Origin of the sequence: Serratia sarumanii, assembly GCF_029962605.1 — a bacterium.
Classification (GTDB): Bacteria; Pseudomonadota; Gammaproteobacteria; order Enterobacterales; family Enterobacteriaceae; genus Serratia; species Serratia sarumanii.
In genome coordinates, this window is sequence record NZ_CP124750.1 from 901,756 (window position 1) to 913,503 (window position 11,748).

Annotated in this window: 14 protein-coding genes; 11 read left to right on the forward strand and 3 right to left on the reverse strand. The window is 60.1% G+C overall.

Features of this window, described 5'->3' with window-relative positions; genetic code table 11:
- Position 1: 1 nt before the first annotated feature.
- The 7 genes from SSARUM_RS04165 to nqrM are packed head-to-tail and all read left to right on the forward strand — an operon-like array spanning position 2 to position 5,758.
- On the forward strand, positions 2-1,243 hold the full coding sequence (locus tag SSARUM_RS04165) for an NADH:ubiquinone reductase (Na(+)-transporting) subunit B (RefSeq protein WP_033637208.1): 1,242 nt from the start codon (positions 2-4) through the stop codon (positions 1,241-1,243).
- On the forward strand, positions 1,233-2,027 hold the full coding sequence (locus SSARUM_RS04170) for a Na(+)-translocating NADH-quinone reductase subunit C (protein ID WP_015376731.1): 795 nt from the start codon (positions 1,233-1,235) through the stop codon (positions 2,025-2,027). Before SSARUM_RS04165 ends, SSARUM_RS04170 begins: the two co-directional genes overlap by 11 nt.
- Positions 2,020-2,649, forward strand: coding sequence for an NADH:ubiquinone reductase (Na(+)-transporting) subunit D (locus SSARUM_RS04175; RefSeq protein WP_033653338.1), 630 nt, complete (start codon positions 2,020-2,022; stop codon positions 2,647-2,649). The genes SSARUM_RS04170 and SSARUM_RS04175 overlap by 8 nt, the downstream gene beginning before the upstream one ends.
- A 6-nt stretch (positions 2,650-2,655) precedes the next feature.
- Positions 2,656-3,252 (forward strand): NADH:ubiquinone reductase (Na(+)-transporting) subunit E, encoded by a 597-nt coding sequence (nqrE, locus tag SSARUM_RS04180; RefSeq protein WP_004930235.1) that lies wholly within the window; start codon positions 2,656-2,658, stop codon positions 3,250-3,252.
- A gap of 15 nt (positions 3,253-3,267) precedes the next feature.
- On the forward strand, positions 3,268-4,491 hold the full coding sequence (gene nqrF / locus SSARUM_RS04185; RefSeq protein ID WP_039567058.1) for an NADH:ubiquinone reductase (Na(+)-transporting) subunit F: 1,224 nt from the start codon (positions 3,268-3,270) through the stop codon (positions 4,489-4,491).
- Positions 4,492-5,523, forward strand: a complete 1,032-nt coding sequence (locus SSARUM_RS04190) for an FAD:protein FMN transferase (RefSeq protein WP_060426278.1) — start codon at positions 4,492-4,494, stop codon at positions 5,521-5,523.
- A gap of 7 nt (positions 5,524-5,530) precedes the next feature.
- Positions 5,531-5,758, forward strand: coding sequence for a (Na+)-NQR maturation NqrM (gene nqrM / locus SSARUM_RS04195; protein ID WP_004930244.1), 228 nt, complete (start codon positions 5,531-5,533; stop codon positions 5,756-5,758).
- A gap of 51 nt (positions 5,759-5,809) precedes the next feature.
- Here nqrM and SSARUM_RS04200 read toward each other — a convergent pair whose 3' ends face one another.
- Positions 5,810-6,013 (reverse strand): hypothetical protein, encoded by a 204-nt coding sequence (locus SSARUM_RS04200; protein WP_060431299.1) that lies wholly within the window; start codon positions 6,011-6,013, stop codon positions 5,810-5,812.
- 216 nt (positions 6,014-6,229) lie between these two features.
- Between SSARUM_RS04200 and SSARUM_RS04205 the strand changes: the two genes are divergently transcribed.
- Positions 6,230-6,763, forward strand: a complete 534-nt coding sequence (locus SSARUM_RS04205; RefSeq protein ID WP_033649931.1) for a hypothetical protein — start codon at positions 6,230-6,232, stop codon at positions 6,761-6,763.
- Positions 6,764-6,767: 4 nt separating this feature from the next.
- Positions 6,768-7,187, forward strand: coding sequence for a putative T6SS immunity periplasmic lipoprotein (locus SSARUM_RS04210; protein WP_033649932.1), 420 nt, complete (start codon positions 6,768-6,770; stop codon positions 7,185-7,187).
- 65 nt (positions 7,188-7,252) lie between these two features.
- Here SSARUM_RS04210 and SSARUM_RS04215 read toward each other — a convergent pair whose 3' ends face one another.
- Positions 7,253-8,149, reverse strand: coding sequence for a glycerophosphodiester phosphodiesterase family protein (locus tag SSARUM_RS04215; RefSeq protein WP_041033490.1), 897 nt, complete (start codon positions 8,147-8,149; stop codon positions 7,253-7,255).
- A 183-nt stretch (positions 8,150-8,332) separates the two neighbouring features.
- Between SSARUM_RS04215 and dinB the strand changes: the two genes are divergently transcribed.
- Positions 8,333-9,394 (forward strand): DNA polymerase IV, encoded by a 1,062-nt coding sequence (gene dinB, locus SSARUM_RS04220; RefSeq protein WP_033653334.1) that lies wholly within the window; start codon positions 8,333-8,335, stop codon positions 9,392-9,394.
- Positions 9,395-9,436: 42 nt separating this feature from the next.
- On the opposite strand, the gene pepD is transcribed toward dinB, so the two are convergent.
- Positions 9,437-10,897 (reverse strand): beta-Ala-His dipeptidase, encoded by a 1,461-nt coding sequence (gene pepD / locus SSARUM_RS04225; protein ID WP_060431301.1) that lies wholly within the window; start codon positions 10,895-10,897, stop codon positions 9,437-9,439.
- 339 nt (positions 10,898-11,236) lie between these two features.
- Between pepD and gpt the strand changes: the two genes are divergently transcribed.
- The gene (gpt, locus tag SSARUM_RS04230; protein ID WP_033637215.1) at positions 11,237-11,695 is read left to right on the forward strand and encodes a xanthine phosphoribosyltransferase; all 459 of its coding nucleotides are present in this window, start codon (positions 11,237-11,239) and stop codon (positions 11,693-11,695) included.
- Positions 11,696-11,748: the final 53 nt, after the last annotated feature.

An 11,748-nucleotide genomic window follows, 5' to 3' on the forward strand; every position in this document is an offset into this window, starting at 1 on the left:
GATGGGCCTGAAGAATTATTTTGAGAAGATAGAGCATCACTTCACGCCGGGCGGCAAACTGGAAAAGTGGTACCCGCTGTATGAAGCGACCACCACGGTGTTTTACACCCCCGGCACGGTGACGCGCGGCGCTTCGCACGTGCGCGACGCCATCGATTTGAAACGCATGATGATCCTGGTGTGGCTGGCGGTGTTCCCGGCGATGTTCTGGGGCATGTACAACGTCGGCCAACAGGCGATCCCGGCGCTGCACCATCTGTACAGCGGCGACGAGCTGCAACAGGTGCTGGCGGGCGACTGGCATTATCGCCTGGCGCAGTGGCTCGGCGCCTCTCTGGCGGCCGACGCCGGCTGGGTCAGCAAGATGGTGCTGGGCGCCTGTTACTTCCTGCCGATCTACGCCGTGGTGTTTGTCGTCGGCGGCTTCTGGGAAGTGCTGTTCGCCATTATCCGCAAGCATGAGGTCAACGAAGGCTTCTTCGTCACCTCTATCCTGTTCGCGCTGATCGTGCCGCCGACCCTGCCGCTGTGGCAGGCCGCGCTGGGCATCACCTTCGGCGTGGTGGTGGCCAAAGAGATCTTCGGCGGCACCGGGCGCAACTTCCTCAACCCGGCGTTGGCCGGCCGCGCCTTCCTGTTCTTCGCCTACCCGGCGCAGATCTCCGGCGATCTGGTGTGGACTTCCGCGGACGGTTTCTCCGGCGCGACGCCGCTGGCGCAGTGGAGCGCAGGCGGGGCGCACAGCCTGAGCAACGTGGCCACCGGCCAGTCCATCAGCTGGATGGACGCCTTCCTCGGCAACATTCCCGGCTCCGTCGGTGAAGTCTCCACGCTGATGATCCTGATCGGCGGGGCGATTATCCTGTTCGGCCGCGTGGCTTCCTGGCGCATCGTCGCCGGCGTGATGCTCGGCATGGTGGCTTCCGCCCTGTTGTTCAACGCCATCGGTTCCGATACCAACCCGATGTTCGCCATGCCGTGGTACTGGCATCTGGTGCTGGGCGGTTTTGCCTTCGGCATGATCTTTATGGCGACCGACCCGGTTTCCGCCTCCTTCACCAACAAGGGGAAATGGTGGTACGGCATTCTGATCGGCGTGATGTGCGTGCTGATCCGGGTGGTCAACCCCGCCTATCCGGAAGGCATGATGCTGGCGATCCTGTTCGCCAACCTGTTCGCACCGCTGTTCGATTATCTGGTGGTGCAGGCCAACATCAAGCGGAGAAAAGCCCGTGGCGAATGAAGCGAAAAACGACGGCATCGGTAAAACGCTGCTGGTAGTGCTGCTGCTGTGTCTGGTGTGTTCAGTGGTGGTGGCGGGCTCCGCCGTCGGCCTGAAGTCCAAACAGCAGGAGCAAAAGCTGCTCGACAAGCAGCGCAATATTCTCGACGTAGCCGGCCTGTTGCAGCCGAAAATGGAGAGCGAGCAGGTCAAGCGCCTGTACAGCGAGCGCATCGAACCGCGCCTGGTGGATCTGAACAGCGGCGAGTTTGTCGCCGGCAAGGCGGCGGCGTTCGATCTGGGCGCCGCGCTGCGCGACGACGCCAAAAGCGTGGCGCTGGCGGCGGGCGACGATCCGGCCGGCATCAAGCGCCGCAGCAACCAGGCGGAAATCTACCTGGTGCGCGACGAAAGCGGCCAGGTGAACAAGATTGTGCTGCCGGTATACGGCACCGGTCTGTGGTCGATGATGTACGCCTTCGTGGCGCTGGATAACGACGGCAACACGGTCAAGGGCATCACCTACTACGACCAGGGGGAAACCCCGGGGCTGGGCGGCGAGGTCGAGAACCCGTCCTGGCGCCAGCAGTGGGTCGGCAAACAGCTGTTCGACGACAACGGCCAGCCGGCGATCCGCGTGGTGAAAGGCGGCGCGCGTCAAGGGGATGTGCATGGGGTGGACGGCCTGTCCGGCGCCACGCTGACCTCCAACGGCGTGCAGCATACGTTTGATTTCTGGTTGGGCGAGCACGGCTTCGGCCCGTTCCTGAAAAAAGTTCGTGAAGGAGCGCTGAAAAATGGCTGATTCCAAAGAGATAAAGCGGGTCCTGCTGGGGCCGCTGTTCGACAATAACCCGATCGCCCTGCAGGTGTTGGGCGTCTGTTCTGCGTTGGCGGTGACCACCAAGCTGGAGACGGCGGTGGTGATGACCATTGCGGTGACGCTGGTCACGGCGTTCTCCAGCTTCTTCATCTCGCTGATCCGTCACCATATTCCCAACAGCGTGCGCATTATCGTGCAGATGGCGATCATCGCCTCGCTGGTGATCGTGGTCGATCAGCTGCTGCGCGCCTACGCGTTCGAGATCTCCAAGCAGCTGTCGGTGTTCGTAGGCCTCATCATCACCAACTGTATCGTGATGGGGCGCGCCGAGGCTTACGCCATGAAGTCGCCGCCGATCGAGAGCTTTATGGACGGCATCGGCAACGGGCTGGGCTACGGGGTGATCCTGGTGCTGGTCGGTTTCCTGCGCGAGCTGATTGGTTCCGGCAAGCTGTTCGGCGTCCCGGTGCTGGAAACGGTGCAGAACGGCGGCTGGTTCCAGCCGAACGGCCTGTTCCTGCTGGCGCCGAGCGCGTTCTTCATCATCGGCCTGCTGATCTGGGTGCTGCGCACCCTGAAGCCGGCGCAGATCGAAAAGGAGTAAAGGCCGATGGAACACTATATCAGCCTGTTTGTGCGCGCGGTGTTCGTCGAGAACATGGCGCTGGCGTTCTTCCTCGGGATGTGTACCTTCCTGGCAGTCTCGAAGAAGGTCTCGACCGCCTTTGGCCTGGGCATCGCGGTGACCATCGTGCTCGGCATTTCGGTGCCGGTGAACAACCTGGTCTACAACCTGATCCTGCGCGACGGCGCGCTGGTGGAAGGCGTCGATCTGAGCTTCCTCAACTTCATCACCTTTATCGGCGTGATCGCGGCGCTGGTGCAGATTTTGGAGATGATCCTCGATCGCTTCTTCCCGTCGCTGTATAACGCGCTCGGCATCTTCCTGCCGCTCATCACCGTGAACTGCGCCATCTTCGGCGGCGTGTCCTTCATGGTGCAGCGCGACTACAACTTCGCCGAATCGGTGGTGTACGGCTTCGGCTCCGGCACCGGCTGGATGCTGGCTATCGTCGCCATGGCGGGGATCCGCGAGAAACTCAAGTATGCCAACGTGCCGGCGGGACTGCGCGGCCTGGGCATTACCTTTATCACCACCGGACTGATGGCGCTGGGCTTCATGTCCTTCTCCGGTGTTCAGTTGTAAAGGCGGGAAGAATTTATGGAAATTATTTTAGGTGTAGCAATGTTCACCACCATCGTGATGGTGCTGGTGTTGCTGATCCTGTTCGCCAAATCGAAGCTGGTGAACACCGGCGACATCGCGGTGGAGATCAACGGCGATCTGGATAAGAGCTTCCATGCGCCGGCGGGCGACAAGCTGCTCAACGTGCTCTCCAGCCAGGGGATCTTCGTCTCCTCGGCCTGCGGCGGCGGCGGTTCCTGCGGCCAGTGCCGGGTGGTGATCAAAGAGGGCGGCGGCGATATCCTGCCGACCGAGCTCTCGCACATCAACAAGCGCGAAGCGAAAGAGGGTTGCCGCCTGGCGTGCCAGGTGAACGTGAAGCAGAACCTGAAGATCGAGCTGCCGGAAGAGATCTTCGGCGTGAAGAAATGGGAGTGCGAGGTTATCTCCAACGATAACAAAGCCACCTTTATCAAAGAGCTGAAGCTGAAGATCCCCGATGGCGAAGACGTGCCGTTCCGCGCGGGCGGCTTCATCCAGATCGAAGCCCCGGCGCACGACATCAGCTACGCCGACTTCGACGTGCCGCAGGAGTATCGCGGCGACTGGGACAAGTTCAACCTGTTCCGCTACCGCTCGACGGTGAACGACACCACGGTGCGCGCCTACTCGATGGCCAACTACCCGGAAGAGAAGGGCATCATCATGCTCAACGTGCGTATCGCCACGCCGCCGCCGAACAACCCGGACGTGCCGCCGGGCATCATGTCTTCCTATATCTGGTCGCTGAAGCCGGGTGACAAGGTGACCATCTCCGGGCCGTTCGGCGAATTCTTCGCCAAGGAGACCGACGCCGAAATGATCTTCATCGGCGGCGGCGCGGGCATGGCGCCGATGCGTTCGCACATCTTCGATCAGCTCAAACGCCTGAACTCGAAGCGCAAGATCACTTTCTGGTACGGCGCGCGTTCGCTGCGCGAGATGTTCTATGAAGACGACTTCAACCAGCTGCAGGCGGAGAACGACAACTTCACCTGGCACGTGGCGCTGTCGGATCCGCAGCCGGAAGATAACTGGACCGGCTACACCGGCTTTATCCATAATGTTCTGCTGGAGAACTATCTGAGGAATCACCCGGCGCCGGAGGACTGCGAGTTTTACATGTGCGGGCCGCCGATGATGAACGCCGCGGTGATCAAGATGCTCAAAGATCTGGGCGTCGAAGACGAGAACATCATGCTGGATGACTTTGGTGGCTAAATGCGCGCATTGGCGATGAAGAACTGGCTGACGGGCGTGGCACTGAGCGCCACCCTGCTGCTGACCGGCTGCGGGCCGGAACAGGTGGATCTGACGGGTAAAACCATGGGCACCTCGTATTCGATCCGTTACGTGGCCGGCGACGATACGCCGTCGGCGCGCGAGATGCAGGCGGAGATCGACAAACGGCTGGAACAGGTGAACGACCAGATGTCCACCTACCGGCCGGACTCCGAGCTGAGCCGCTTCAACGCCAGCCGTGACATTGACCGGCCGTTCCCGGTTTCGCCGGCGACCGCCGAGGTGGTGCGCGAAGCGCTGCGCATCAACCGCGTGACCGATGGCGCGCTGGACGTGACCGTAGGGCCGCTGGTCAATCTGTGGGGCTTCGGCCCGGAAGGGCGGCCGGATAAAGTGCCGAGCGAGGCGGAGCTGGCGCACCGCCGCGCCTGGACCGGTGCCGACAAACTGGCGGTGCAGGGCAGCGCGCTGGTGAAAAGCATCCCCGAGCTGTATGTCGACCTGTCGTCGATCGCCAAAGGATACGGCGTGGACGTGGTGGCGGAGTATCTGCAATCGCAACACGTGCAAAATTACATGGTGGATATCGGCGGTGAAGTCCGCACCCGCGGGCGCAACGGCGAGCAAAAGCCGTGGCGCATCGCCATCGAGCGCCCGACCGCCGGTGCGCAGCAGCAGGCGCAGCTGGTGATCCAGCCAGGGGAGATGTCGATCGCCACCTCGGGTGACTATCGCAACTACTTCGAGCAGGACGGGGTGCGCTATTCGCACACCATCGATCCGATCACCGGCCGGCCGATCAACCACCGCCTGGTGTCGATCACCGTACTGAGCCCGACCTGTATGACCGCCGACGGCCTGTCCACCGGCCTGAACGTGATGGGGCCGGAGCGCGGCCTGGCGCTGGCCAATCTGCTCGGTATCCCGGTGTTCATGATCGTGAAAACCGCCGACGGGTTTGAGGAGCGTTATTCGGACGCGTTCAAACCCTACCTGAAAAAGAGTTCGTGAGGTTGCTATGTTGACGGTATTCGCCGCCACCTTCGTGTTGTTCCTACTGATCGTCGGCGGGATGTCGCTGGGTTACGTGTTCAAACGCAAAAGCCTGCAGGGCAGCTGCGGCGGCATCACCGCATTGGGGATGGAGAAAGTCTGCGACTGCCCGGAACCCTGCGATGCGCGCAAAAAGCGCGAAGCTAAAGCGGCACAGCGGCGCGAGCAGCTGGACAAGCACCGCATTCTGTAGCTGTAGCGAAAACCCGGCCTTGGCCGGGTTTTTTTATTTGGGGGAGGTATTTTATTTTGAATAGGTCAAGTTGCCGAGTGAACCTCCCACGAAACAGCACAACACTAAGCCAATCGCCAGCAACTCGAAGTTAGCCGACATCTGATCCTCGCCCTCAACGTGGCCAATAATCCAGTCTGAGAGAAAGGGAAAAGCCAGGAGCATGAGGCCGATACCTATTATCGCACCGGCAATAATTGCTGCTATCCGTTTCATATCACCTGCCAGAACCAGACTTCTTTTGATTTAAAGAAATCGCTAAAACGCCCATCGTAATCTTTAATCTTGCTCAGGATTAAATCGTAAGGTTGATACATCTCTCATTGTAGAATCATTCGGATCTTCCTGATAATTCTCAGCAGGTTAGTCTATTGACTCGGTTGGTTAAAATATCGTCTTATTAGGTTTCTTTTGGATTCAGGGAGTTCCAGGATGGGACAACAACAAGAAAGGATAAAACGGGCGTTAACGGTGGGTGAAATTAATTTGGCCCGTTCGGTGTTTGGCCGTTCAGTTTTCTATGAGAAGGTGTATGTCCACTGCGATAGCTATCTGCCGTTTGGATTGCAAGCCAGCAGAACGGCCATGGCGCCCAACGGAGAAATCTGGTTTAGACAAGCTTTGTATAAGGCTGACTTTTCCACGGCCGCCGCAGGTTTCCAGCATGTATTTATCCACGAAATGAGCCATGTCTGGCAGCATCAAAAAGGCATGTGGGTGAGAATCCGAGGGCTATTGAGTTGGGCTGCTGAATACAAATATCGACTCGATGGTAAACAGCTGTTGCATAACTACTCTATGGAACAGCAGGCTTCAATCATCGCTGATTATTGGTTCCTGAAGAAGTATGGTTACACTATCTGGCTGGGGGCGATTAACAATGGCGTCAATTTTCAGGGTGTAACGGATAAAACGATCGCCAGAAAATACGAATATGCGCTTTCTCAGTTTTTTAAGCAGAGGTAACAGGATGAACCGCATTATTTTGGCTGGAATGCTGACTTTGCTGCTCGCCGGCTGTATGCACATGAACGATCCGAGGCCAAAGAACTACGCGGCCAGCGTCACTGTGGTTGATAACCACGTTTGCGTGCGGGTTCAACCGGAAGGGGACGAGCGGTTGGCCGGCGTCATTATCGAAGAAATCGGCAACGCCAACGCTATCTTCGGCAAGAACTTCGCGGATAACGAGATGCCTGCGGTCACCGCGGCTACGTGTATTCCCGACGATAACTATAAATTCGAAGACGGGAAGTCTTACGGGGTATCGGTGACGCTGTTGTCGCGGGATAAACGAAGTAAAGGTATTGAGCCTGCTGCCCGGCTATTTGGGGCAGGGTTTAGTGTACGCAATGAAAATGGCATCATCCAGGTGGTTCCTGCTCACTAACGGATGTTTAAAGCCGGGGGCATAAGGTGGGTTTGTCGAACCGCCTTATGCCCTTGGCCGATGATTTATTTCGCCTTGCGGAAGCTTTTTGCCTCGGCCGGTGAGTTGACCATCACGCCGTCGGCGCCCAGCGCCAGCGCCTGCTGATAATCCTGCGGCGAGTTGACGCCGAACAGGATGATGTGCGCCGGGCCCTGCGAGCGGAAACAGTCCATCGACTCTTTATCCCAGGTCAGAAACGCCTTCGAACGCCCTTCGCCGAGGGTATATTTCTCCACCACTTCCACCTCGCGCTTCAGCTCCAGCCCGTACCAGCGCGGCTGGCGGTTGTCCGGTTTGACGTCGCACTGGTGCGCCATGGTGACGTTGGCCAGCAGCGTGCGGGTCTCGTCGCGGCTTTCGAAGCGCGGGATGGCCGGCGGCAGCGCCTGCAGGTATTTGGCGTCGGTGGAGTAGACGCGGATGCGGTTCAGGCTGTCGGTGCTTTCCAGCGTCGCCAGCAGCGCCCGGCCAAACTGCGCCGGATCGGCGTCCGGGGATTTGATGTCCAGATAGAAAGTCACGCGCGGAAAGGCCTTCAACACCTCATCCAGCCGCGGAATGCCGAGGCCCTGGCCGCGGAACGGGTGCGCATCCCCCTTGGCGAAAGCCCAGCCGGCGTCGATCTCGGCCAGCTGCGCGGCGGTATAGGCAGAGACCGGGCCCTGTCGGTTGGTCAACGTTTTCAGATCCGAAGGGCGATACAGCACGATGACGCCGTCTTTGGATTCTTGCAGGGTGATCCAGATGGCGTCGGCGCCGTTTTTCAACGCGGTTTCGATGGCGATGCGGGTGTTTTCCGGCGCATCGGCGGTGCCGCCGCGGTGGGCGACGATCGCCGGCGCGTGACCGGCGGCGGCGCTGGCCGCCAGCGCGCTCAGCGACAGCGCGGAAGCCAGCAGCAAATGAGAAAATCTGATCATGTAGGGTACCTTTTCGTTGTCGTTGTGGTGAGCCGCACGGGATGGCGGAAATCATACTATTGAAAAATTAAGCTTTTTTAACAACGCGGAAATATCTGGCGGAAACGGCGCTTTCGTCGAACCCTGCGGCCTTGAGCTTTCGGTATCTGACTGTATACTTATACAGTGTTACTGGAGGGTGCGATGCGTAAAATCATTCATGTCGATATGGACTGTTTCTTCGCGGCGGTGGAAATGCGCGACGATCCCAGCCTGCGCGATATCCCGCTGGCGATTGGCGGCAGCGCCGATCGGCGCGGGGTGATCAGTACCGCCAACTACCCGGCGCGGCGCTACGGCGTGCACAGCGCCATGTCCACGGCGATGGCGCTCAAGCTGTGCCCGCACCTTACCTTGCTGCCGGGGCGCATAGCGGCTTACAAAGAGGCCTCGCTGCATATCCGTGAAATCTTCGCCCGCTATACCCCGCTGATCGAGCCGCTGTCGCTCGACGAGGCCTACCTCGACGTGACCGACAGCCCGCAATGCAACGGTTCGGCGACGCTGATCGCCCAGGAGATCCGCCAGGCGATCGCCGACGAGCTGAACCTCACCGCGTCGGCCGGCGTCGCGCCTATCAAGTTTCTCGCCAAAATCGCCTCCGAGATGAACAAGCCGAACGGGCAGTACGTGATCACGCCGGCGCAGGTGCCGGCGTTTTTGCAGCAGCTGCCGCTCAGCAAGATCCCCGGCGTCGGCAAGGTGACCGCCAAGCGCCTGGAAGAGGTGGGGCTTATCACCTGCGCCGACGTGCAGCAATACGATTTGGCGCAGCTGCTCAAGCGCTTCGGCAAGTTCGGCCGGGTGCTGTGGGAGCGGTGTCAGGGCATCGATCGGCGCGAAATCTCTCCTGAGCGGCTGCGCAAATCGGTGGGGGTGGAGCGCACGCTGGCGGAAGACATTCACGACTGGGAAGATTGCGAAACGCTGATTATCGACAAACTCTATCCCGAGCTGGAGATGCGGCTGCGCAAGGTGAAGCCGGATCTGCACATCGCCCGGCAGGGCGTGAAGCTGAAGTTTCAGGATTTTCAGCAAACCACCCAGGAGCACGTGTTCCCGGTGCTGAACCGGCAGGATTTGCTGGAGGTGGCGCGGCAGGCGTGGCGCGAGCGGCGCGAAGGGCGCGGCGTGCGGCTGGTGGGGCTGCACGTGACGCTGCTCGATCCGCAGCTGGAGCGGCAGCTGGCGCTGCCTTGGGAATAAAAAAGCCGGCAAGTCGCCGGCTTTTTGCGTTAAGCGCGCGGCTTATGCGCGCTCAGGGATCGCTTTCAGCAGCGAGGTCAGCAGCTTCCAGTACAAACCGACGCTTTCGATATGCACCTGCTCATCCGGCGAGTGCGGGCCGGTGATGGTTGGCCCGATCGATACCATGTCCATGTTTGGATACGGCTTTTTGAACAGACCGCATTCCAGGCCGGCGTGGATCACCATGATGTTCGGCGTCTTGTCGAACAGCTCCTGATACAGCTCGCGCACCAGGTGCATCACCGGCGAGTCGGCGTCCGGCTGCCAGCCCGGGTAGCCGCCCTTCGGCGCCACCTTGGCGCCGGCCAGCTGGCCCAGCGCGGTCAGCATCTCGACCACGTAGTCTTTGCCGCTGTCGATAAGGGAACGGATCAGGCAGATGATTTCCGCTTCGTTTTCGCTGGTGGTGACCACGCCGACGTTCAGCGAGGTTTCCACCACGCCTTTTACCGCGTCGCTCATGCGGATCACGCCGTTCGGCGTGCCGTTCAGCAGCGCCAGGAAGCGCTGCTGGCTGTCGGCGCTCAGCGCCTGCGAAGCGCTGGTGGTCGGCTCCAGCAGCACGGTGATGTTCTTCTCTTTGGCGGAGAGTTCGTTCTGCAGCACCGCCAGGAACTCCTGGCTCAGCGCTTTCAGCGCATCGGCCTTGTCCGCCGGCACCGCAACCACCGCAGAGGCTTCACGCGGGATGGCGTTGCGCAGGGTGCCGCCGTTCAGATCCAGCACGCGCAGGTTCAGCGCAGCCGCATGGGCGAACAGGAAGCGCGCCAGCAGCTTGTTGGCGTTGCCCAGACCGACGTGGATCTCGGCGCCGGAGTGGCCGCCTTTCAGGCCCTTGAGGGTCAGCTTCAGGGTTTGATAACCGGCCGGCACCGCTTCGCGCTGCAGCGGCAGGGTGGTGATGAAGTCGATACCGCCGGCGCAACCCATGTAGATTTCGCCTTCTTCTTCGGAGTCGGTATTGATCAGGATATCCGCCTGCAGCCAGTTCGGCTGCAGCCCGAAGGCGCCGTCCATGCCGGCTTCTTCGGTCATGGTCAGCAGCACTTCCAGCGGGCCGTGCTCAACGCTGTCGTCGGCCAGCACCGCCAGGGCAGAGGCCATGCCGATGCCGTTGTCGGCGCCCAGCGTGGTGCCGCGCGCTTTCACCCACTCGCCGGCGATATAAGGCTGGATCGGATCCTTGGCGAAATCGTGCACAGTGTCGTTATTCTTTTGCGGCACCATGTCCAGGTGCGCCTGCAGCGCGACCGGCTTGCGGTTTTCCATGCCTTTGGTGGCCGGCTTGCGCAGCAGGATATTACCGACCCGATCGCGCTCGGCGTGCAGGTTCTTTTCTTTGGCCCAGGCGAGGATGTGCTGCGCCAGCGCTTCTTCATGATAAGAAGGGTGCGGGATAGAACAGATCTTGGCGAAAATATCCCACAGCGGCTGTGGCGAAAGCTGAGACAATTCAGACACTATAAGTCTCCTGTGACGGCAGGCTCCGACAGGACGGGCGTGCCGCGCGGTTAAGGTGAGCGGGTATCTGTGCGTCGTGGCACGATCACCAGAGAATATCACTTTATTTCCGGCGGTGCGCGCACCGTATTGTGCGGTTTAAGCGCTTGATCACACGGCTTCGCTGCGGGAACGTTCGCTTTTTCAGCATCAATCACCGAAAAGCCGCACGGCGGAAATCGCGAGGTTTTCCTCGGTACAACTGGAATTCAACGCGGCCAGTCTCTATAATCTCGCGCAACCTTTTTTCCCCTGAACTATAAAGTAAGCCGCTTCACCAGCCGGCTGGGACACGATTCTATGAGCGAAAAATACGTTGTTACCTGGGATATGCTGCAAATGCACGCACGCAAGCTGGCGCACCGCCTGCTGCCTGCCGACAAATGGACGGGCATCATTGCCGTAAGCCGCGGCGGCCTGGTGCCGGCGGCTCTGCTGGCGCGCGAACTGGGCATCCGCCATGTGGATACCGTCTGCATTTCCAGCTACGACCATGACAACCAACGCGAAATGAAAGTGCTCAAGCGCGCCGAAGGCGACGGTGAAGGTTTCATCGTGGTGGATGATTTGGTGGATACCGGCGGCACCGCGAAAGCGATCCGCGATATGTACCCGAAAGCGCATTTCGTCACCATCTTCGCCAAACCGGCGGGCCGTCCGCTGGTGGACGACTACGTGGTCGACATCCCGCAGGACACCTGGATCGAACAGCCGTGGGATATGGGCGTCAGCTTCGTTCCACCGATCGGCGGCCGCTAAGCCCAGCCAGTTCCAAGCAAACGCCCGGTTATGCCGGGCGTTTGCGTTATTTT